This is a genomic window from Listeria monocytogenes (assembly GCF_041765605.1).
GTDB classification, from domain to species: Bacteria; Bacillota; Bacilli; order Lactobacillales; family Listeriaceae; genus Listeria; species Listeria monocytogenes_D.
In genome coordinates, this window is sequence record NZ_CP168900.1 from 553,233 (window position 1) to 576,466 (window position 23,234).

At 36.8% G+C, this 23,234-nt stretch carries 17 protein-coding genes, 1 pseudogene and 1 CRISPR repeat array; of the genes and pseudogenes, 14 read left to right on the plus strand and 4 right to left on the minus strand.

The genetic code is table 11. The features are described 5' to 3' along the window. Window positions 1–2 precede the first annotated feature (2 nt). The 6 genes and pseudogenes from cas8a1 to cas2 all read left to right on the plus strand — a co-directional run bounded on the left by cas8a1 (window position 3) and on the right by cas2 (window position 6,142). A complete protein-coding gene (gene cas8a1, locus AB2Q86_RS02760) occupies window positions 3–1,691 on the plus strand; it encodes a type I-B CRISPR-associated protein Cas8b1/Cst1 (RefSeq protein ID WP_012581885.1) in 1,689 nt (562 codons plus the stop codon). Then, entirely contained in the window at window positions 1,681–2,550 is an 870-nt protein-coding gene (gene cas7i, locus AB2Q86_RS02765; RefSeq protein WP_012581884.1) for a type I-B CRISPR-associated protein Cas7/Cst2/DevR, read from the plus strand. The genes cas8a1 and cas7i overlap by 11 nt, the downstream gene beginning before the upstream one ends. Further along, window positions 2,528–3,310 (plus strand): annotated as a pseudogene (gene cas5b / locus AB2Q86_RS02770) (type I-B CRISPR-associated protein Cas5b). The gene cas7i and the pseudogene cas5b overlap by 23 nt, the downstream one beginning before the upstream one ends. Before the next feature lie 67 nt (window positions 3,311–3,377). Next, window positions 3,378–5,561, plus strand: a complete 2,184-nt coding sequence (locus AB2Q86_RS02775; RefSeq protein ID WP_012581882.1) for a CRISPR-associated helicase/endonuclease Cas3 — start codon at window positions 3,378–3,380, stop codon at window positions 5,559–5,561. A 16-nt stretch (window positions 5,562–5,577) separates the two neighbouring features. Next, a complete protein-coding gene (cas1, locus tag AB2Q86_RS02780; protein WP_077904908.1) occupies window positions 5,578–5,859 on the plus strand; it encodes a CRISPR-associated endonuclease Cas1 in 282 nt (93 codons plus the stop codon). Window positions 5,860–5,863: 4 nt separating this feature from the next. Beyond that, window positions 5,864–6,142, plus strand: a complete 279-nt coding sequence (gene cas2 / locus AB2Q86_RS02785; protein WP_003721310.1) for a CRISPR-associated endonuclease Cas2 — start codon at window positions 5,864–5,866, stop codon at window positions 6,140–6,142. 197 nt (window positions 6,143–6,339) lie between these two features. Next, window positions 6,340–8,120: direct repeats of the CRISPR family, unit length 29 nt; unit sequence GTTTTAACTACTTATTATGAAATGTAAAT. 72 nt (window positions 8,121–8,192) lie between these two features. Here cas2 and AB2Q86_RS02790 read toward each other — a convergent pair. Next, on the minus strand, window positions 8,193–8,561 hold the full coding sequence (locus AB2Q86_RS02790) for a DUF1304 domain-containing protein (protein ID WP_012581880.1): 369 nt from the start codon (window positions 8,559–8,561) through the stop codon (window positions 8,193–8,195). Window positions 8,562–8,707: 146 nt separating this feature from the next. Here AB2Q86_RS02790 and AB2Q86_RS02795 point away from each other — a divergent pair, with 146 nt between their 5' ends. Continuing rightward, on the plus strand, window positions 8,708–10,123 hold the full coding sequence (locus tag AB2Q86_RS02795; RefSeq protein WP_003730181.1) for a DHA2 family efflux MFS transporter permease subunit: 1,416 nt from the start codon (window positions 8,708–8,710) through the stop codon (window positions 10,121–10,123). Between the two features lie 131 nt (window positions 10,124–10,254). Next, window positions 10,255–11,259: an ROK family transcriptional regulator gene (locus AB2Q86_RS02800; protein WP_003740448.1), complete on the plus strand. Its 1,005-nt coding sequence runs from the start codon at window positions 10,255–10,257 to the stop codon at window positions 11,257–11,259. Window positions 11,260–11,290: 31 nt separating this feature from the next. On the opposite strand, the gene AB2Q86_RS02805 is transcribed toward AB2Q86_RS02800, so the two are convergent. Next, window positions 11,291–12,607 (minus strand): 6-phospho-beta-glucosidase, encoded by a 1,317-nt coding sequence (locus AB2Q86_RS02805; RefSeq protein ID WP_003730183.1) that lies wholly within the window; start codon window positions 12,605–12,607, stop codon window positions 11,291–11,293. Between the two features lie 201 nt (window positions 12,608–12,808). Between AB2Q86_RS02805 and AB2Q86_RS02810 the strand changes: the two genes are divergently transcribed. Continuing rightward, window positions 12,809–13,561: a MurR/RpiR family transcriptional regulator gene (locus AB2Q86_RS02810; RefSeq protein WP_003721316.1), complete on the plus strand. Its 753-nt coding sequence runs from the start codon at window positions 12,809–12,811 to the stop codon at window positions 13,559–13,561. 107 nt (window positions 13,562–13,668) lie between these two features. After that, window positions 13,669–14,112: a hypothetical protein gene (locus tag AB2Q86_RS02815; RefSeq protein WP_003730185.1), complete on the plus strand. Its 444-nt coding sequence runs from the start codon at window positions 13,669–13,671 to the stop codon at window positions 14,110–14,112. 45 nt (window positions 14,113–14,157) lie between these two features. Here AB2Q86_RS02815 and AB2Q86_RS02820 read toward each other — a convergent pair whose 3' ends face one another. Beyond that, on the minus strand, window positions 14,158–15,819 hold the full coding sequence (locus AB2Q86_RS02820) for a SulP family inorganic anion transporter (RefSeq protein WP_012581879.1): 1,662 nt from the start codon (window positions 15,817–15,819) through the stop codon (window positions 14,158–14,160). Window positions 15,820–15,957: 138 nt separating this feature from the next. Further along, window positions 15,958–16,698 carry a MerR family transcriptional regulator gene (locus tag AB2Q86_RS02825; RefSeq protein ID WP_012581878.1) on the minus strand — a complete coding sequence of 247 codons (741 nt, stop codon included), beginning with the start codon at window positions 16,696–16,698 and terminating at the stop codon, window positions 15,958–15,960. A gap of 239 nt (window positions 16,699–16,937) precedes the next feature. Between AB2Q86_RS02825 and AB2Q86_RS02830 the strand changes: the two genes are divergently transcribed. The 4 genes from AB2Q86_RS02830 to AB2Q86_RS02845 are packed head-to-tail and all read left to right on the plus strand — an operon-like array spanning window position 16,938 to window position 23,230. Further along, window positions 16,938–18,413 carry a hypothetical protein gene (locus AB2Q86_RS02830; RefSeq protein ID WP_012581877.1) on the plus strand — a complete coding sequence of 492 codons (1,476 nt, stop codon included), beginning with the start codon at window positions 16,938–16,940 and terminating at the stop codon, window positions 18,411–18,413. Next, a complete protein-coding gene (locus AB2Q86_RS02835; protein WP_012581876.1) occupies window positions 18,406–19,902 on the plus strand; it encodes a hypothetical protein in 1,497 nt (498 codons plus the stop codon). The genes AB2Q86_RS02830 and AB2Q86_RS02835 overlap by 8 nt, the downstream gene beginning before the upstream one ends. A 10-nt stretch (window positions 19,903–19,912) precedes the next feature. Further along, window positions 19,913–21,163: a glycosyltransferase gene (locus AB2Q86_RS02840; RefSeq protein ID WP_003730188.1), complete on the plus strand. Its 1,251-nt coding sequence runs from the start codon at window positions 19,913–19,915 to the stop codon at window positions 21,161–21,163. A gap of 15 nt (window positions 21,164–21,178) precedes the next feature. Continuing rightward, a complete protein-coding gene (locus AB2Q86_RS02845) occupies window positions 21,179–23,230 on the plus strand; it encodes a cellulose biosynthesis cyclic di-GMP-binding regulatory protein BcsB (RefSeq protein ID WP_012581875.1) in 2,052 nt (683 codons plus the stop codon). Window positions 23,231–23,234: the final 4 nt, after the last annotated feature.

Consider the following 23,234-nt stretch of genomic DNA (forward strand, 5'->3'; position numbering starts at 1 on the left):
GAATGCAAACAGAAATTGAATTAAGGGCAGATGATTGGCTGATAAACGCAGGTTTAGTAGGATTTCTAAATATTGTTGGTAAAGAAAATGTAAGAATTAACGGGCAATCGATTTATTTTAAAGCTGATTTACTAGTAGGATTTGAAGATAAATATTTTAATTTTTTCATTCAAGAGTACAAAGAAACATTGGCTTGGTTTAAAATTGTTTCTTATAAAGATACAATGGAACGATTTAGAGCGGAAGACTTTGCTTCTTTTGATGAAAAAGCATTAAATGATTTGAATAAGTATATGAAAGATGTTGTTAAATTTTATTTAAAGAAGTCTAACTATATTAAGGTATTTTCGTTAATTGATGCAAAAGCTAATGTTACTAAATGGTTAGAAAATTTAAATGCAATTAATCTAACTAAAAAGCAACAATGGGAAGATGTGAAAGTTGATATAGTTGAAAAAGTGAAGCGAAATTATATTCAGCTAGACTTTATTATCGATTTTTGTTTAGGTGAAAAGGGCCTTAAGTACCTTGGGGCAAAGAATCTGATTTATTCCGTTATCAATAAAGGATGGACGGGTACGTCTTTTCTGTATACAAAAACAAAATTTGCTGATCCTTATTTAGATTACAAGACTAGTTTTTTGGATCCGGTATTAGATTATGTGGATTCAGATTTATCTAAAGCAAAATATAATTGTTTCAATTGTAATCTGCCTATCAAAAATCTGAAAACAGGGCTTAGTTTTATGAATGATATTGGTTTTGATATAGAGAAGAAAACTTCGCACGTATGGGATTTTAACAATGATGTTGCGACTTGCCCGATTTGTCGTTTGATTTATTCATGTGTTCCAGCTGGATTTACGTATGTGTACGGAGAAGGTATGTTTGTCAACGATTCATATGGAGTAGAAGAATTACACCGTGTTAATGAACGTATGCGGAATTCTATCCTGCGCTTTAACCAAGATGGAATTAATTCAACTAATACTTACCGAGCACTTGTAGAGTCTATTACGATGGAGCATGAAAATAATCGTCGCTATGAACTTGCAGACATTCAGTTAGTTAGATACGAAAATGAGCACTATCGTTTTAATTTACTTTCTAAAAAAATGTTGCATATTGTAAATGATTCAAAGGGAATATTGAAAAGTTTAATTCGCTGTGGTTATAAAGAAGGTAATTTGAATGTTAATTTGTACAAAGAAGTTATTCAGCATTTAATGAACAATGAAAATTTATTTACGCTTATTCATAAATTAATCTACTATAAACAAACTAGTGTAAATGGTTTGTATTACAATATGGGACATGTTTCAGGGATTTTAGATATAAATACAAAATTTTTGAAGGAGATGGAAGTGATGACAAATATTTCTCAAAATCAATTATGGTTCGTTCAAAATTGTGGAAAGGAATTTAAGGAAGGTTATGTTAAGAAGAAGTCAGAAAATAAAATTTCGGGAATAACATACAAATTATTAAATTCGTTAAAGGTCAATGATAAAGATGGATTTATGGATACTTTATTGAATAGTTATTCCTATTTATCTATGCCCATTCCAGATGTATTCATAAAAATGTTTTCGAATAATGAAGCTTTTAAATCAGTAGGTTATGCATTTATGCTTGGAGTAGGTGGAGAGAAAACTAAAAAAGAAAACGGGGGAAACACAGATGAAAAATAAAGGACTAGCAATGACAATTATTTTCCAAGCAGAAAGTGCCAACTACGGGGAGTCTCTTGGTAATATTTCTTCACTTAAAAAGATTTCTAGAAATAACGGTGACCAATATACATATATTTCTCGCCAAGCAATTCGCTACAACTTAATGGATCAAATTGGAGAGAAAGAAGCTCCTGTAAAGGCGGAAGGTGGCGGCGATAAGAAAGTTATTCAATTCCTAAGTGAGGCGACTATTACAGATTTCCCAGAACTTGATTTCTTTGGTTACCTTAAAACAGAAAAAGGAAGCGGTGGACAAAAACGTTCTGCAAAAGTCCGTTTATCTAATGCCATTTCGCTTGAAACATTTAAAGGTGATTTGGATTTCCTAACGAATAAAGGTCAAGCTGATAAATTAAATGAAAACATGAATATCGCACAAGCTGAAATTCATAAATCTTATTATCGTTATACGATTACGATTGATTTAGATCAAATTGGTATTGACGGTGAAATTGCGCTTGATAATAAAGAAAAAGCTCGTCGTGTGAAAAAATTGATGGATACAGTAGCATTCTTGTACCGTGACATTCGCGGGCGCCGAGAAGATTTAAAACCACTTTTCGTCATTGGCGGAGTTTATGACGTGAAAAATCCTGTTTTCCAAAATATTGTAGATGTAGCAGATAACAATATTGTTATTAAAAATATTAAAGATTTACTTACGTATGAAGATATTAAAGAAAATACGAGAGTGGGTATTATTGACGGGCAATTTGCTAATTCTGATGAAGTGAAAGCCGAGCTAAAAGCAGAATCTGTGCCGGCATTCTTTAACGATATTAAAGGAAAGATTGATGCTTATTATGAAAGCAATTAGAGTAAAACTTTGGCAAGATTTGGTGAATTTTAAAAAGCCAACTAGTTTTCAATTAAAAGAAACGTATCCTTTGCCACCTTATTCAACTGTAATTGGGATGGTTCATACGCTTTGTGGTTTTACAAGCTATCATGAAATGAAAATTAGTATTCAAGGGAAGTACTTTTCGAAGGTGAACGATTTAGCGACGAGGTATGAGTTTAAAAATGGGATGACTTATGATGCATCACGACACCAAATTAAAGTAGATAAGTATGGTGTTAGTCGTGGTGTATCAACGGTTGAGCTTATTGTGGATTTAGAGCTACTGCTGCACATCATTCCCGAAGACTCATCACTTGTACCAATCATCGAAAAAGCTTTTAGCGAGCCTATCGAGTTTCCATCACTTGGTCGCCGAGAGGATATTGCGACTATTCAAAAGGTAGATATTGTCGATGTTGAGAAACGGCAGCCCTCGAAAAGCACAGAAATATCAGATGGTTACAATGCCTATGTGCCAATCTCGCTCACTGAAAATAATTCTATTCATTTCAAATCACATGAAAGCTCAGTTGGTCGTGATAAACTGCTAGGCACAAGGTATTTGCTAACAGAAAAATATGAATGAGTTAACCACGGAACAGAAAAAGCACCTAAGTTTTTCCGTAAGTGGCGAAAGAAAGATGTTATTTACTCAAGTAGAATTTTTGTCTCTAAGAAAGATGTTTTCTTTTTTGATGAAGATGATTACTTAGTCTTTATTGAAGAAGAGGAGTAATAATAACAAACAATTACCCCTTGAATGTATAGTGTTCAAGGGGATTTTGTATAAAGGGCGGCTCAAGATGCATAAATATTTAGCGAAATCTAATCCAGAAGAAACAATTCAAGAACATACGGATAATTTATTAAAAAACTATCAAAGACTAAAAAAACTATACCCAGCTGTGGAAATAGATTGGTATTTACTAGAATTAGTTTGTTTACTACATGATTTAGGGAAAATGAATCTATTGTTCCAAACGAAATTAGGTAATGCTTCTGGTAAAGGTAAAGAAATTCCGCATGGTTATTTGTCTGTTGCATTTGTTCCAGATAGTAAACTTGAAGAAATGGGATACTCGGAGGATGAAATTAAAGTTGTTTATCAAGCGGTTGCGCGACATCATGAAAGGAAATATGATTTTTCTGATTCAGAGTGGAAAAATGAAATTATTAGATTAGAAGAGCAGTGGGAGGGTTTTAATTACAGTCAGCTAGGAGAAAATGCGGAATATAGTAGTGAGGTAGAAATGTTGTACTTCTACCCAGGATCCCGAATTTTCGAAGGTAACTCCGTAGCGGACACAGAAACATTCAAAAAATACGTTCTACTAAAAGGCTTACTCAATCGGATTGACTTTGCAGCGAGTGGGGGAATTGATGTAGAACTTGAGAATGACTTTTTGATAGATTCGATGGATGTGCAACTAGCTCATTTTAAAGCAGAAAATCCAGAAGCTGATTGGAATGCTTTGCAAAAATATATGATGCAGCACCAAAATGAAAATATTGTCGTTATTGCTGAAACTGGCATGGGGAAAACGGAGGCAGGGCTGCTTTGGCTTGGGAATAATAAAGGTTTTTTCACGCTACCATTGCGGGCAGCAATCAATGCAATTTATGAGCGAATCACAAAAAATATTGTTACGACCAATCAAGCCGAGCGAGTGGGTTTACTTCATTCGGAAACATATAGTCAGTATTTGCTGCATGAAGGAAATGCGGAGATGGATATTGATGAATATTATACGAGGACGAGGCAAATGTCTTTACCTATAACTATTTGCACGCTCGATCAATTGTTTGATTTTGTCTTTCGTTATGCAGGTTTTGAGCATAAATTAGCCACTTTATCTTATTCCAAAGTGATTATTGATGAAATCCAGATGTACTCACCCGACTTACTGGCTTATTTGATTTTAGGGTTATCTTATATTGATAAATTTGGTGGGAAGTTCTGCATTATGACGGCGACTTTACCGGGAATAGTGACAGATTTACTTTTAGAAAATGGAGTGGATTTTGTCCAACCAGAAGAGAAATTTGTATCGTCGCGAATTCGCCACAGCATGGAGATGGTTCATACAGAGATTGAAAGCGAATTTATTAAACCATTTTTTAACAATAATCGAATTTTAGTTATTTGTAACACTATTAGTAAAGCGAAAAAAATCTATTCGGAGTTAAAAGATCATTTTCAAGGTGAAGAAATTCATCTCATTCACAGCCAATTTATTAAAAGAGACCGTTCAGCTAAAGAAAAAGCAATTTTTAAAGATGGGCAAAAAGACAGTACGAAAAAATGTATTTGGGTGGCAACGCAAGTCGTGGAGGCTTCTTTGGATATTGATTTTGATTTACTGTTCACGGAGTTGTCGGATGTGAATGGGCTGTTTCAGCGGATGGGCAGATGCTATCGAAACCGGGCACTGGATGTGGATACGAATGTCTATGTTTTTGATGGTGGGGCAAAAGTTTGTTCAGGTGTAGGAATTTTTATTGATAAGTTAATATTTGAAAATTCTAAGGCGATTTTGAATGAACACGCTGGAGTTTTGACAGAAGAGAAGAAAATGGAGCTGGTGGAGCAAGTTTATTCAGCAGAGGCTTTACGTGGGAGTGAGTTTTATAACGATTTGATAGGAACGATAAACTACGTGAAAGCTTTTGATAGTTATGAATTGGATAAAGCGGAAGTTCGTATGAGATTTAGAAACATTAATTCGGTTTCTGTTATTCCAGAAGAAGTTTGGCAAGATAATGTGGAAGAAATCAATTCTTATTTTGTTACTCTTCGTAAAACCTCTAAGGAAATATCAACAAAAGAGAAAATGATTGCAAGAACCAATTTAGCTGAATTTATGGTGAGTGTTCCTGACTATCTTTACAAAAAAGGTGAGAGCGTTGTACGTGAAATAAACCGTTATGAGAGTGTTATTGAGTTTAAATGTGGTTATTCGAGTGATGTAGGGGTTTTTATGAGGTGAGCTCTCTATAACAGAGATTTTCAAACCACTAATTGCTGATCGGATTATTTTTAGTTTGTTAAACAAAAATATTATTACCGAAGATGACTTTGAAAAAGAGGCTAACTTTTGCTATATGAAAAAAGCAGCTCGACAAAAGGTATTACAAGCGTATGATTTACGGATGAAGGAAACAATTAAACACCGGGATTTAGGAAGAAATGTATCTTATCGGCATTTAATTCGCTTAGAATGTTATAAATTAGTAAAGCATTTGATGAATGATAAAGAATACGAAGCATTTAAAATTTGGTGGTGAAGATATGTATGTAATTTTAATTTATGATATTTCAATCGAAAATGGTGGAGCAAAAGTCTGGAGAAATGTATTTAAGATTTGTAAAAAGTACTTAACTCATGTTCAAAAATCAGTTTTTGAAGGTGAAATAACTCCAGCACTTTTAGTTAAGTTAAGGATGGAGTTAGATAAGTATATTCGAGATGATCAAGATTCAGTAATTGTTTTTTCTAGTAGACAACAAAGATGGCTAGAAAAAGAATTTTGGGGATTAACGGATGAAAAGACTTCTAATTTCTTTTGATGTTCTCGGTCTGTCGACCTCTAATAGCGTAAAATATAGTGGGGTTCGACAGATTTAGGGAAATCATTGGGGTAGAATGTCTTTAAAGGTTTTTAGCAAAAATCCGAAGGGATAAGTTATGATTTTCACCCGATTTTTAAGAGGTCGACAAATATAGTACCCTGAGTTATGATGGGAGTAGGCAGAAAATAGAGCGGGTTTTAACTACTTATTATGAAATGTAAATTTTTTTTGGCTTTTTCTTTAGACACTTTTAACTTGTTTTAACTACTTATTATGAAATGTAAATTTGTTTGGAAAACGTGCGCGCCAGCCTTCTTTTTTGTTTTAACTACTTATTATGAAATGTAAATTGTATTCTTATAATGAGCTTTGCAAAATGGTTCCCCGTTTTAACTACTTATTATGAAATGTAAATTCACCAATTCATGTCCTACTAGCTTCGGACGTTTCATGTTTTAACTACTTATTATGAAATGTAAATACGGTTGAATAAAACGAATAATAAACTGCATGTATGTTTTAACTACTTATTATGAAATGTAAATAAGCTAGTCGCGAACAATTAAGCGCGTTAGCCCCGTTTTAACTACTTATTATGAAATGTAAATCAACGCTTTTTATTGATATGATACTATATGACATTAGTTTTAACTACTTATTATGAAATGTAAATTGCTTCTTGCTGTTCTTTCTCTTTTTTAAGATTTCATGTTTTAACTACTTATTATGAAATGTAAATGTCTTTTAGCCTGCTTTTGGTTAAAGTGGGGTTGTCGTTTTAACTACTTATTATGAAATGTAAATTACTTAGCACCTACAAGACTAGCATCACCCTGCGCAGTTTTAACTACTTATTATGAAATGTAAATATCTACAGAACTCTCCGACTCTTGCACTTCCGTGATAGTTTTAACTACTTATTATGAAATGTAAATATTGGACCGGAAACTGCAGGCGACTTACTTAATTATCGTTTTAACTACTTATTATGAAATGTAAATACAGTCAAATGATGATGACCAACTTCCTCTGCCAAAGGTTTTAACTACTTATTATGAAATGTAAATTACATTAGTGTATCGAAATCCGTATCGAAAATTTCTACGTTTTAACTACTTATTATGAAATGTAAATAAAATTGATCATCAGGTAAACTAGCAACATCAAGTTGTTTTAACTACTTATTATGAAATGTAAATGGAAACGCCGTCTTCCGTCGTTCTAAATTTAAAACTGTTTTAACTACTTATTATGAAATGTAAATTATAAATTAAGGATAAGGAGTGTTTTTGGATGGCGTTTTAACTACTTATTATGAAATGTAAATCTTTCTGGAGCAACTTTTAAAGTGAAAGACAGTGAGTTTTAACTACTTATTATGAAATGTAAATTATCTTTATCTGTAGCTAGTTTGAAATCATCTTCATGTTTTAACTACTTATTATGAAATGTAAATGAAAGTAAAGAAATCAAGCCTAAATTTGTTTTCCGGTGTTTTAACTACTTATTATGAAATGTAAATGGTTTTAACTTCTAGGTTATTTTGTGCATTTTTTGGGTTTTAACTACTTATTATGAAATGTAAATTATTCTTTTAAAGTTGGCGGTAGTATGGTAACTAGTTTTAACTACTTATTATGAAATGTAAATATGTCTGCGTGCCCCAGTCTCTCTTGGATTACTTTGGTTTTAACTACTTATTATGAAATGTAAATTTTTCAATGTGCGAGTATGCTCCTCTGGAAATTCCTGTTTTAACTACTTATTATGAAATGTAAATATCTTGAACCGCTCCCCATGCTTTTTTAGCGCCATCAGTTTTAACTACTTATTATGAAATGTAAATTAACAATGAAAAACGGATTTACAAAATTAGCGTCCGTTTTAACTACTTATTATGAAATGTAAATACTAACAAAGCACCTGTAAAAGCTAATGCAATCGGAGTTTTAACTACTTATTATGAAATCATAAACTTCCTCTTATAATTTAAACCCCAAAAATAAAAAAGGCCAGGACCTAAATCCAAGCCTTTTCCTACACTCCTCTAAACCAACAAAACCGCAACCAACGCCAAAACCGCCGGCAAGCCCTGTTTCACCAAAATTCCCTTAGAAGAAGTCGCTCCGCCAAACAGCGCCGCCACAACCACACAACTCAAAAAGAAAATCTGCACAGTTTCCGCAAACTCTGCCCCCGCGAAAAATAATCCCCACACAAGCCCTGCCGCAAGAAAGCCATTATAAAGCCCTTGATTCGCAAATAGCGTCTGTACTTTCTTATTCGCAAGGAGTTCTTTCTCCACACCAAATGTCTTGGCTGCGAGTTTGGTATTGGCGAAAAACATTTCTAAAATCATTATATAAATATGCTCGATCATTACGATGAAGGTTAAAATAAATGCTAAAATGGCCATAAAAAATCCCTCTTTTCTACTTCGAAGTATAGCATAGCTTGTAAATTTTTCGTAAAAATAGAGCTTGAAACGTTGACTTATTGGCGAAATCTCCGTAATATCAAACGTAGACTACTTAATTTTTAGTCTGAAAAGGGGGAAACTATATGCAACAAGAAGCAACAGGTGGGCAGAAAATTCGGCCGATACCGATTATTGCCTCATTTTTGATGGCGGGGTTCATTGGGCTATTCAGTGAAACTGCTCTTAACATGGCGCTTAGTGATTTGATTCAGGTGTTTGATATTAGTTCAGCGACAGTGCAGTGGCTTACGACAGGTTATTTGCTAACGCTTGGAATATTAGTACCGATTTCGGGATTACTTTTACAATGGTTTACAACACGAGGATTATTTTTTACAGCAGTGAGTTTTTCGATTGCTGGTACGCTCATTGCGGCGCTTTCGCCAACGTTTGCAATGTTAATGATTGGGCGTGTAGTGCAAGCAGTAGGTACGGCGCTATTACTACCGTTAATGTTTAACACGATTTTACTGATTTTCCCAGAGCATAAACGTGGCTCAGCAATGGGGATGATCGGGCTGGTAATTATGTTTGCACCAGCAGTTGGTCCGACGATTTCAGGACTTATTTTAGAAAACTTAACTTGGAACTGGATTTTCTGGATTTCCTTGCCATTCCTTATTATTGCGTTATTATTCGGAATGAAATTTATGCAAAATGTTTCGGTTGTTACGAAGCCGAAAATTGATATTTTATCGATTATTCTTTCGACGCTAGGTTTTGGTGGAGTCGTATTTGCCTTTAGTAGTGCGGGAGAAAATGGTTGGGGAAGCGCAACGGTATTAGTTTCAATTATCGTTGGCGGACTTGCGCTTGGACTCTTTGTTTGGCGCCAACTAACAATGGAAAAACCTTTGATGGACTTGAAAGTATTTAAATACCCAATGTTCACATTAGGACTTATTTTAGTATTTATCAGCTTTATGATGATTCTTTCAACGATGATTTTACTACCGCTTTACTTGCAAAATAGTTTAGCGCTCGCAGCATTTTCAGCGGGATTAGTATTACTTCCGGGTGGGGTGCTGAATGGTTTAATGTCACCATTTACTGGGCGTTTGTTCGATGCATACGGTCCACGCGCACTTGTTATCCCAGGGTTTATCGTAGCAGTTGTGGCACTATTTTTCTTAACGAGAATAGAAGTTGGAACATCTGCATTAACCATCATCGTACTTCATTCGGTGTTAATGATTGGGATTTCGATGGTCATGATGCCGGCACAAACAAACGGATTAAACCAATTGCCGCCAAAATTATATCCTGACGGCACGGCGATTATGAACACATTGCAACAAGTTTCCGGCGCGATTGGAACGGCTGTTGCGATTACGATCATGTCAGCTGGACAAAAAGCTTATATGGAAACGGCGCAAGGAGTAGGACCGGAGCAAATGGTTGCTTCACTGACAGCTGGAATTCAAAATGCCTTTGTCTTTGGACTGATTATGGCTTGTATTGGTCTTCTGTGCTCGTTATTTATTCGTAAAGCTAAATAATAAAGTGAAGAGAACTTCTCGTAATGAGAGGTTCTTTTTTTGTTTTGACAAATGGGTTCTGAGTGGTTAAAATGATAGTGAATATAGTTTATAAAGTTTGTTTATTAACTTTACGAATGGAGCGGTTGATGATGGCAATTCCTCGTGATTTAAAAGAATTGAATAAGAAAAATATCAAGTCGATTTTACGGCAACAAGGTGCGATGACGAAAGCGGAAATCGCCGAAGTGACTGGTCTTAGTGTAGTTACAGTGAATAAGCTGATTCGTGATTTAGTGGAAAATGAAGAGATTTTAGAACAAGATAATTCGGTTGCGACTGGCGGAAGAAGAGCTGTTTCGTATGAAATTAATCCTAATTTTCAGCAGGTGTTGGTTATTAGTTTGCAAGAAAAGTGGAAGAAAATTACTTATTCTTTTTCGGTCTATAATTTGCTTGGTGAGCCGGAGTTTGTGGAGGATATGTCTGGGGAGGATTTGGATATTACTGCGCTGAAACGGAATACGAAAGATCTTGTTTGCGCTTTTCCGAAGATTTCTTGTGTTGTAATCGGGGTGCCGGGAATTGAAATAGGCGGTAAGCTACGTGCGATGGACTTTCCGCTACTTTTAAATGTGCAATTGCGGGAGACTTTGGAGGCGGAAGTGAATTTGCCGGTGTTGGTTGAGACGGATACGAATGCGGCGATTTTAGGGTATAAAAATCGGCCGGTTAAAGAGGAGAATATCGTTGGACTTTATTATCCGGAGCGTTTTCCACCTGGTGCGGGGCTTTTGATGAACGGAGAGATTTTGAAAGGTCAAAATGGGCTGGCAGGGGAGATTAAGCATATGCCGCTTCAAGTGGACTGGGATAACTTTGATTTTTCGGTCGATGAAATTAAAGCGCACATTCGTAAAATGGTGCTGCTCACGATGAGTTTTTATGATCCGGAAACGATTGTGCTCTATACGAATTTTTATTTTGGGCAGAAGGACTTCACCGAGGAACTGACGGAAGAGTTAAAGCAAGTTTATCCATATGCGGTTTTGCCGGAGATTGTGTTGTCGCGTAAGTTTACGACGGATTATCGGATTGGGCTTTTGGCGTTTGGGATTGATTATTTGGAGAATAATATGACGGATTGGCGGATATAAAAAAAGAGCCCTTTGACAGGCTCTTTTTTACTTATTTAAAGAAATTCGGTAAATACTCTTTATGCGCTTCTAAAAGTTCGTCCAGCATTTCGCGGGCTACAGATTCGCTTGGAGTTAGTGGGTTGATTGTCATTGCAAGGAGTGCTTTGTCGTAATCACCAGTAACTGCTGCTTCGGCTGTTAGGCGCTCGAAAGTTTTGATTTCTTGGATGATGCCGTTGATAGCGATTGGAAGGCGTCCGCTTGCTAGTGGAATTGGGCCTTGGCGAGTGATGACACAGTTTGTTTCTACTGCGGAATCAGGGTCGATATCAAGGATGGCACCATTGTTACGAGTATTAACGATTTGAATGTCGCGTTTGTCGTTGTAGATAGAGTTAATTAGGTTACATGCTGCTTCACTGTAGTAAGCGCCGCCGCGTTGTTCTAATTGTTTTGGTTTTTCAGCAAGTTCTTCTTGTTTGTAAAGCTCAAAAAGTTCAGCTTCTACTTTTTTAACAACTTCTGCACGAGTACCATGTTCTGCGTATGCGCGAGCTTGGTCTTCCAGTTGTTGTTTTGTTTGCCAGTAGTAGCGCAAGTAGTCGATTGGAATCATGTTTAGTGTACGTAAGAACGTTTTGTCCCAACCAGTTGCGTTGATGTTCTTAAGGCTTGAGCCAGCTTCATCTTCTGTCATTTTGAAAACAACATCTTTTGTTACGTCTTTGCCATTATGATAAACAGTTTTCGCGAATACCATGTGATTTAGACCAACGAATTCTACATAAATTTCAGAAACGTCTACGCCAAGAGTTTCTGCGATATTGCGTTCGATGCCGATAGGGCCGTTACATAAGCCGACAACTTTCTTTTGGTTACTGTAACGAAGAACTGCTTCTGTTACCATTCCTGCAGGGTTAGCAAAGTTGATTAACCAAGCATCTGGGCAAAGGCGTTCCATGTCTTTACAAATATCTAAAATAACTGGGATTGTGCGAAGTCCTTTGAACATGCCGCCTGGTCCGTTTGTTTCTTGACCAACAACGCCATATGAATTCGGAATGCGCTCATCTTTCACACGTGCATCTAGTAAACCTACACGTAATTGTGTTGTTACGAAATCTGCCCCTTTTAAAGCTTCTTCACGGTCTAGTGTTAAATGTACTTCCATGTCAACGCCAGCTTTTTCTACCATACGTTTTGCTAAATTACCAACGATTTCTAATTTTTCACGGCCAGCTTCTACGTCGACTAACCATAGTTCACGAACTGGTAATTCGTCTTGACGTTTAATAAATCCTTCGATTAGTTCAGGTGTATAACTTGATCCGCCACCAATAGTTGCGATTTTAATACCTTTAGTCATTATTTATACCTCCAAGGATATTTTTTTGAAAAGGCTTACTTATTTGGTATCACCTTTTCTTCTCACAGTTATAGTATAGGAATTTTATGAAAAAATAGCTAGTATTTGACGAGCTTTAGGTAAGGATTTTCTAAGTAGGAACTTGTCACATTTGAGTAACGAGGTGTTACATGGTAAAATAAAGCGAAAAGAGGTGCGGAAATGCTTTTTTTGGATAAAAATTTGGAATTAAATGATACGGAATTAGATATTTATAATTATATTGTGGCGAATTTAGATAAGGTTGTTTATATGCGGATTCGCGATTTGGCGACGGAAGCGCATGTGAGTACGACGACAATTCTACGTTTTTGCCGAAAATTTGGTTGTAATGGTTTTTCGGAGTTTCGTGTGAAGTTGCAGCTTTATTTGGAAGAGCAGAAGTTGGCGCAAATTGATATGGCGGATGAAACGACTTATATTGATTTTCTGAAACGGACGGCGCAACCAGAGTTTAAAGCGCAAATTCAAAACGCAGTGGAAATCCTCCGTGACCGCGAACTGGTTTTATTTGCTGGGGTTGGTTCGTCGGGCGTAATTGCTGAATATGGCGCGATTTATTTTTCGTCATTATTTACGCTGGCGCTACATATTGAAGATCCGCTTAACCACCCGTTTTACCATTTATCAAGCAAATTATCCGATAAAATTTGCATGATTGCGATTTCGGTGGAAGGGGAAAATGAAGACATCATTCGCTACATTCACCAACTGAAAGCACAAAATTGTAAAGTAATTTCGATTACAAATAGTGCGAAATCAACTATTGCAAGGCTATCTGATGCGAACATCGCTTATTATATTAATAAGGAAATGTACCAAGAAGCGAATATCACGTCCCAACTACCGGCACTATATACAATTGAAAATATTGCCCGGGAAATAAGAACACAACTTGATAAAGAAAAAATGTAAAAAGCTACGTTTTGCTTGGATTTCCGAGCAAAACTTTTTTTTGTAACAAAATTGTCACTTACGAAGAATTTTTAAATTTGCTACGATAGTTCTTTGGAGGTGAAATTATGTACAGTAATATGAAAGAGAAGGTCGTTTTTACACTTATTATGTGTTCTTTGATGATTTTATGCATGAGCTCTTATAATATCTTTCTTGAAAATGGTATTGGTACAGATTCTTTATTGATTGTTTTAAAAGCATTTGTCCCGTTTCTTTTTATTGGATTTTTATTAGACTTTTTTGTTGTCGGAAAAATTGTGTATCGTCTACACGCCCTTTTGGTTAGTGAAGATGCTTCGAAATTTAAAAAGATCATTATGATGCAATTGTTGATGGTTACATTTATGTGCGTACTTATGTCGACGCTTAGCCTGATTGTGAACCAAGGCGAATGGAGTCACTTAGGTTTTCTTATTTTACGCAATTATTTTGTGGCTTTATTTTTGCAAATCTTTATCGTTTCACCGTTTGTGCGGTTAATTAGTCCGCGGATTTTTGCGCTTTTGTAAAAATGAAAAACGCTTAGTCGAGTTTAGGCCCGGCTAAGCGTTTTGTTATTTATGTTCGGCATGATAAGCATCGAGCGCGTCTTCCACGGTTTTCTTCGTGTAGCCGTTATCGATAATATAGCCAAGATCATGTTTTCTAAAGCTGGTTTTCAAATGGTCGATTAGGTCAGCAAAGTAATATTCAATGCCTTTGTCATCAAGCCATTTAAGCAAGTCTTTCATAGATTCGGTTGCGGTTGTATCAATATTAATAATCGCACTCGCTTCGAAAATGACTAGTTTTGTATCATCTTGGACAGCTTCTTTTAAGCCATCTGCGAATTTATTGAAATTCCCGAAGAAAAGAGAAGCGCTATAACGATAAATGACAACATTTGGAATTGGTTTTGCTTCTGGTTTACGTTTTAAATCGAAATAACCGTGACGTCCTTCGATCACTCCAAGAATGGCAATTGGTGATTTCATCGAACGACTTACTACGTTAATGAATGATAGGAAAATCCCAAGTAGTACCCCGAAAATAACGCCAACTAAAAGGGTACCAAGTGCTGCAACAATCCAAACAGTTGCTTCACGACGAGAAACTTTGAATAAACCTTTTAACACATCTACATCAATAATACCTACAAGGGCAGCAAATACGATACCTGAAAGAACTGGCTGTGGCATATAGTAAAGCAATCCACTTAGGAAGGCAACGATTAGTGCAATAATGGTCGCAGCAACGATAGAAACCATTTGTGTTTTACCACGAAATTGTTCGTTAGCAGCAGTTCTTGATACGCTGGCACTTGCTGGGGAACAACCAGAAAACGCAGCGACGAAATTAGAAATCCCGTAAGCAAATAACTCACGATTATCATCAATCGTATATTTGTTTCTCATAGCAAAACTTTCACTTGGCAAAAGCGAACCGGCAAACGTTGCGATGGCACAGACTAGACCGCCGCCAATCGCCAGTGCCCACGAGCTTGCACCAAAATCTGGAAGTGCTAGCGAAGGGAAACCAACTGGGATTTTACCAACAATATCGACATTATATTGATCTAATCTAAAGAAATAAGCAGCCATTGTCCCAAGTATTAAAACAACAAGCGACATAGGGATTTTTGGTATAACTTTTTTACAAGTGATAACAATAATGACTGTAACTACGCCCATGGCAAATGAAATCCAATTGGACTGGAAAAACTGTCCGAAAATAATGCCTAGACTAGAGAAGAAACTATCTCCGCTTTCTTTTAGGCCCATTATCTTAGGAATTTGCCCCATAATGATGGAGACACTAAGTCCGGAAATGAATCCGCTAAGAACTGGGGCTGATATGTATTTTGCGAAACGTCCTAATTTTAATACGGAGAAAAGAACTAAAAATATTGCACAAAAGAATGCGAGAATTGGGGCGAGCGCGATAGCTTCTTTAGATCCGGCAGCAAGTCCAGCCGTTCCTAAAATGATGGATCCTGTGATAGCACTTGCCGTTGCATCAATTCCGAAAATAAGCTGCGGTGAACTGGCAAATATAACATAGGCAATAACCGGTAAAAATGACGCATATAATCCATAAATGGGTGGAAGTCCTGCTACTTGTGCATATCCCATTGCAACTGGAATCGTCAGTGCAGCAACACCAACGCCTGAAATGACATCATTTCGTAAATAGGATATTTTGTACCCATTTAGTGAAAGCAAGATGTGTTTAAACATAAGTTCCTCCCTTGAAATGTATTTTATTCTTTATTTTACATCATAGATACATATTAATGAAATCTTATACTATTTACCCCGTTCTTTGTTATACCAATCATAAAACCACGATCTCTTTTTAAGAAATCGTGGTTTTTTTTATTTGGTTTTGGCATAAATATTCATGGCTTCTTTGAGGAAGTGAGAAAGGCCATCACCGAACTGATCGATATTTTTAGTGAAGCGCTCATCAGCAACGTACATTTCCCCAAGACCAGCGAAGGCTTCTAGGGAATAAATATTGCCGTGGGTGTCATTCAAGTAATGGAAAAAATGGTCAATAGCGAGTTGGGCTTCTTCTGACTCTGGAGCAAGTTCTCGAACAGATGCTAAATGACGAAATTCTGCGTCGAAACTTTCTTTTAAAGTTAATTTTTCTTTTTCGCTCATATTATTTACTTTTTCATTGGCTTTTTCTACTACTTTATCGCCCCAACGTTTTTTTGCTTCTTCTTCGTATGGATTGGTGGAAAAATCAAAACCAGTGAATTTTTCTTTGTTTGTCATTGTTATTTCTCCTTTTTCATTCCTAATGGTCTGATCGAGGGTTGCTAGCATGGTTTCAATTCGCTGCTTTTTTTCTATTAGTAAGTGACGCTGCAAATCTAAAGCAACATTTTTATCGAAAAAAGGATCATCAAGAATTTGTTTTATTTTTTTCAAAGGGAAATCGAGTTCTTTAAAGAAAAGAATTTGTTGTAATTTGTCGACATCGTTTTCTGAATAAATACGATAGCCATTCCAGTCATCTTTTTGTGGGACAAGTAGGCCTATTTTATCGTAGTGGTGGAGTGTGCGCACACTGACACCGGTGAGTTCAGCCAAATCTTTTATTTGCATGAATGATTCCTCCTTCTGTTTTTACTATAAGCTATGACGCTGCGTGATAGTCAAGCATGATTTTGTGTTTATTATACTCTTTTTAGTGGAAAAGGGTGGAAAGAAAACAAGTTATAGCCAACTTCTTTTAATAAAATGAATAAAAGCATGGAAAAAAAGGGAACATTCTCGTATAATGAAATGTAAATGTGTCGAATTTGTGACATTGGTCTATCGAGAATTAAGAAGGGGATAGCATCATGAAAGGGAAAATCAAATCCAGTAGTATGTGGCTATGGCACCATCTTACACCGCAAATATTTGCGGTTATTTGTGTTTTTATTATTACGCTCATAGCGCTTTTTGTGCCACCGTATATTGGTATGGCTGATAATGGAGACTTTTTCCGAATCTTCTCGAGTAACGGTTTATTTGTCAATAATACGAATTATGATGCGCTGCAATTTGGGCATTTTGTGAAGGAGTTTGGGATTTATCAGTACTTTAATGAAAACCAAGTAGCTATCTACTCTTCGCAAAGTATCTTTATTCAAATGGCGCTTCTTTTAAATAAGCTTTTTTGGTCAACAACGGTTTTTGACGTGCGTTTTTTAGGTGGCTTGCAATTAGCGCTTCTTTTGCCGGCGATTTATTTGTTAGTGGCGGGATTAACGGCAAAAATGAAAGGCTGGCCGGGTTATGTGGTTGCGGCACTGACTGTATTTATTTTCGCAGATACGGCTTATACCGCTTACTTTAATTCCTTTTTCAGTGAAGGGCTTATTTTGATTATGATGCTGTATATTTCGGCGGGATTTTTGCTTTTATATCAGCATAAATATAATGATTATGCGATGCTAGGTTTGATTTTTGTGGCATCCCTTATTTTAATTACGGCAAAACAGCAAAATGCCCCGATTGCGGTTGTTATTGCGGTTTGTGGAATACTCGTGTTTTTCATCCGGAAAAATCGTGCATTTCGGATTTCAGCAGCGGCTACTTTTTTTGTTATTTTCTTGAGTGGGGTTGTGATGTACGCCTTTATTCCTGGGGAGTTTGTAACGATAAATCAGTACCAAACAATGACGCGCGGTGTGCTACTTGATTCAGAAAATCCGGAGAAATCGCTCGAAGAAATGGGAATGAATTCCGAATTTGCTTTACTCAAAGGAACGAATTTTTATCAAAAATATAAAATGATTGATTTAGACTCGAAACTGATGGAAAAAGAATTTTATCCTAATTATAATTTTGTTACCGTTTTGAGTTATTATTTGGAAAATCCAAAACAATTTGGGAAAATGCTTGATTTATCTGCGCAAAATAGCTTTTCGATTCGTCCGTTTGAAATGGGAAACTTTGAAAAGGCGACAGGATATAAATTTAAAGAAAAAACGCATTTTTTCTCCATCTATAGTGATGTAAAAGAAAAATTGGCTCCAGCGAAATTTACGTTTTTAATTTTATGGGCGCTTGTTTTTCTAATTTGTTATGGGGTGAGTGCTTTTAAACATTTCCGGGAGAAAAATATTCGCGGAATGCTTTTATTTGATTTAGTTGTTTTGCTGATTGGTTCTGGGTTTGCGGTGATTTTAGTGACGATAGTTGGCGACGGGGAAGCGGATTTAACGAAACATAACTTCTTATTTAATGTGTGCTTTGATTTGACGATGTTAATTGGGGCGGCTTCTCTGCTCGAAGTTTATTTGAAGAAGAGAGGTGAGCGGAATGCGTAAAAAAATGATTGTAAGTATTCTGCTAGCATTCGTGATTTTCGTTGTCGGCGAGCATTCTGTAATAGCAAAATCGGATGATGGTGTCGTTGTTTTTTATGATAGTTTGGCGACAGGTACAGAGAATGAAGGCAATATGGACGCGCTACTTCGAATGTTAAATAGCTTGGGCAAACGAGTGACGATTTATTCTTGGGAGGAAAATCCTGATTTAAGTCAAACAAGCGAAATCATCGTACTTCAAAATAAAAAAGACGGTTTATCCAATGAATGGACGAATAAATTAGCCAAAAGCAAGGCGAAAATCGCATACATAGGCGGAAATCCCCCAACATTTATAACAGATAAATTGGAACTGAAAACAAAAGTAATGACAGATGCTTCTATCACGATTCAAACGGCAGCTGGATTATCTGGAAAACCACAGCTAGTGAACGAAACCAATCTAATAACTTCCTATAAAGGAACAAGCTTTGGAGAAATGGATGCTGCTGAAAATGGACAAGCCGCATACGGCATTCAAGCAGGGAATTACGCATACGCGCCAATTTTTCAGGCAGATAATACGAGTGAATTTGCTCTAATGGACGTACTCAAAGCATTATTCGATATTAAAACGACCACCAACCAATATGCGTTTATTACGGGCGTAAATCCATTTATTGATTTCGATTTACTCAAAAAAACGGCGGATACTTTTTATGAAAAAGGAATTCCGTTTATCGTGAGTGCGGGGCCTGTTTTTTACAATCAAGATTTCCAAGCGGCGAAAAATTATGCGGAGATTTTGCGCTACGTTCAAGCAAAAAATGGCACGATTATGATGAACGTTCCAGCAGTGACATACGGAGATAGTCCAGCGGGAGAACTTGAAAGAATTATGCAAAAATCGGTACATTTCTTCGCGGAAAATGACGTCGCACCGCTTGGAGTTACAGCAGAACTGTACTGGAACTTTGATAAAGTATATGGCGTAGAAGGTTTCGCACCGTTTAATACCGGGATTTTGCTACCAAATCAAAAAATCATCCATACGACGAAAGTAAATAATGGCAGTGCATTTGAAAAGTCTCCGTATAGCGTGGCGAACGATTTGTATGCGACTACGACTGAAGGGAGAAACTTTCCGATTGATATCGCAATAACCTATTCCTTCTTTGATAACGAGAAAGAATTAAAAGCAGCTGCTGAGGAACTAGCGAACGACAATATTAGTGATTTTAGGTTCCAAGATCATGAGGTAAAAACAAATAAGGATACGATTGAATCGAGTGCAGGCTCACTTTATATCAATAATCAATCCGTTACGCTTGATGACGATTTAAACTATATTAAAACGAAAAATAAAACAGTCAAGCAAGCGGGCAGCTTAGAAGGATTTTTCGGCTATCAAAATACCTTTTTCACGATAGTTATTGTACTTTCACTTGGCATTATTGGGGTTTTATTTGTCTTTGGATACCGGCTTTACATGAAAAAATATATGAAATGAGGTGAAATAAATGGTCGTTGCAGATTATTTAGCATTATTCGCGGTGGTATGTATTTGGGGACTTTTGCTAATTAATATTGTGTTAATTGTTGCAGGATATGTTTATTATTTGAAAAATGAAGCGCGAAAAGTACCTGAAATACCAGCGGAAGTACCATTTGTTTCTGTCATGGTGCCGGCCCATAATGAAGGAAAAGTAATCGTGAAAACAGTTGAATCACTGCTTGCTTTTGATTATCCGGTCGATCGTTACGAAATCATTGTCATTAATGATAATTCTTCAGATAATAGCGCGGAACTTTTAGCCGCCATTCAAGCAAAAAATCCGACACGCTTTTTAAAAATTATTAATACCGATAATATTACAGGCGGAAAAGGAAAATCGAATGCGCTCAATATTGGATTTGCGGAAAGTCGCGGGGAACTGGTAGCGATATATGATGCCGATAACACCCCTGAACGGCAAGCGCTAAGAATTCTTGTTGGCGAAATTACGAATGATGCAAAACTTGGCGCGGTTATCGGTAAATTTAGAACGCGGAATCGAGATGCGAGCTGGTTAACGCGATTTATCAATATTGAAACGCTGAGTTTTCAGTGGATGGCTCAGGCCGGCAGATGGGCCCTCTTCAAACTGTGCACGATTCCTGGCACTAATTTTATTGTAAGAAGGTCGCTCCTAGAAGAAATCGGTGGCTGGGACGTGAAAGCTGTCGCGGAAGATACCGAGATTAGTTTTCGGATTTATATGATGGGTTACCGAATCAAATTCCAAGCGAAGGCTGTTACGTGGGAACAAGAGCCGCAAACATTACCAGTTTGGTTCAAACAGCGCTCAAGATGGGCGAAAGGCAATATTTATGTAATTTTAAAAAACGTTCCACTCCTTTTTAAACGAGAAGGTAGGCGCGTTCGCTTTGATATTTTATACTTTTTATCGATTTACTTTTTATTATTAACTTCCTTGATTGTTAGTGATGTTTTACTCGTATTATATGCGCTTGGACTTGTACATACAACACTTGCTGGCCTTAGTGGGGCGCTTTGGTTGCTTGCCATTTTACTTTTTATCGCAGGTACATTTATTACACTTACTACGGAAAAAGGGGAAATCAGTTTTTCGAATTTGTTATTTATTATGTTGATGTATGTGACGTATTGCCAGCTTTGGATGGTGGTCGCCGCATATGGATTCTTTATTTTCTTAAAAGATACCGTACTAAAAAGGGAAACCAAATGGTATAAAACCGAGCGTTTCTAAAAAGGAGAGTGCCTAATGAAAAAATTAACTGTAATCGGGCTGCTTATATTCGCCGTACTATTTCTGTATAGGCCAGACGTTCTCGCAGCAGATAAAAACTATCAAACGGTTTTTGGAACAGATAAAACCGCCCAAGGAAAATTCACAACCACCAAACAAAACTTCACGGTGGAAAACTACTGGGATGTATCAAACGCTAACGTAAAGCTTGTGTATACAATTACCCAACTGAGCGAAAAAGAAGTTTCCACGATGACACTGAAAATAAACGATGTTGCGTTCTACTCTTTTAAACCAGATAAAGCAGACAAAGGAACAAAACAAATTGAAATCGAAATCCCGAAAGATAAGCTGAAAAAAGGGGTAAATGTTCTATCCATCGAAAGCTTTGTCTACACTGATTTGCCTGATGGTCGTTGTACGATTGACGATACACCTGCCAACTGGCTGCAATTCGATAAAACAAGCGCAGTAAACGTATCTTATTCCGATAAGGCTTTCCAAAAAACGATTGCCGAGTTTGGCGAGCGTTTCACTGGAATTGATACTGTGAAAAGTGAACAAGGCGCAGTAGCTGTCTCAAACAAAGCCGGCGATGCCGAACTTGGCGCAGCACTTGAAGGGCTTTCAGGATTTTCTGCGGCGAATACGTTAGAAGATAAAAATATCGCTTTTGGTCAATACGAGGAAGCAAAAACGCGTGACGGTAAAAACTATCTCGTACTTTTTTCAAGCTATGACAATTTACCAAATGATCTCAAATCACAAATAAAAGACGATAATAAACTTGAAAAACAAGCACTTTTCCAAGTAGTGACAGTCGGAAATACGAATACACTCGTGGTCACTTCTAAATCCAACGATGCACTAAAGAAAGCCGGCAAACTAATCGCCAACCAAAATTACTTAAGCCAGCTCGGGACAAATACTAAATGGCTAACAACAGACGAAAAAATCGATACGCCAGCGACTAGCGTTGACAAAAATACGAAACTAACAACAACTGGCGATAAACTAAAAGGCATTGGTCATATCACACAAGATTACTTCATCAGCATGCCAGCCAACCGTAGCGCATCAACAGGAACAGAAGTATCACTTGATTTTAGATATGCGCAAAACTTGGATTTCGAGCATTCATTAGTAACGATTTTAGTAAACGGAAAACCGATTGGTAGCCAAAAACTTACCGCTAAAAAAGCTAATGGCGACAAATTGACGTTCCAAATTCCGAGCGATTTAAACGTAAAAGGCGATTTTTCAGTTACGGTTGCCTTTGATTTAATCTTAACGAATAACTATTGTGGTTTTATTGCAGATTCTGAAATCCCGTGGGCGTATATCACCCCAGAATCAAAAATCAATTTAAACACAAGCGAAGAAACAGACTTGCTTTTTGAACAATATCCATATCCATTCATTGCCAATGGTGACTTTAACAATGCAGTTGTCGTTGTTCCCGATAAATTAACGACAGAAGATACAGATTCATTAGCAAATATTTTCAATCTGTTAGGCCGCTTCCATGATGGAAATAGAGGAGACTTGACTGCCGTACATGCCGCCAACTGGAAAAAACCAAAAGAAGGATCGAACATTATTGCAGTCGGTACAATGAAGAATAATCCAGTTATCAAAAATGCCAACGACGACCTATATTTCCAGTACAACAAAACAGGCGAGTACTTCCTTTCCAATGAAAAAATATCAATTGAAAAAAATTACGGCAAACAACTCGGTAGTGTGCAGTTGATTACCTCAGATGGCGTCCCAATTCTAGCAGTTACTGGTCCAGGCACTAAACAAACAGAACTCGGATCAGATTTAATCGCCACAAAAGCTAACCTAGCTAAAATTTACGGAGATGGCGCCATTGTTGATACAGATAACACGATACATTCCTACCGATTCAAAAAAGCAGCAGATACAAAGGAAGAAAGCTTTGGATCAAAAATCAGTAACAACAAAGAAGTCACTGTGTTCGGAGCATTCGCGCTTCTATCCGTTGTTATCTTAGTTGTCGCTGTCCTACTAATCTTGCGTAAATATCGCCGGAGCCGGAAGTGAGGGA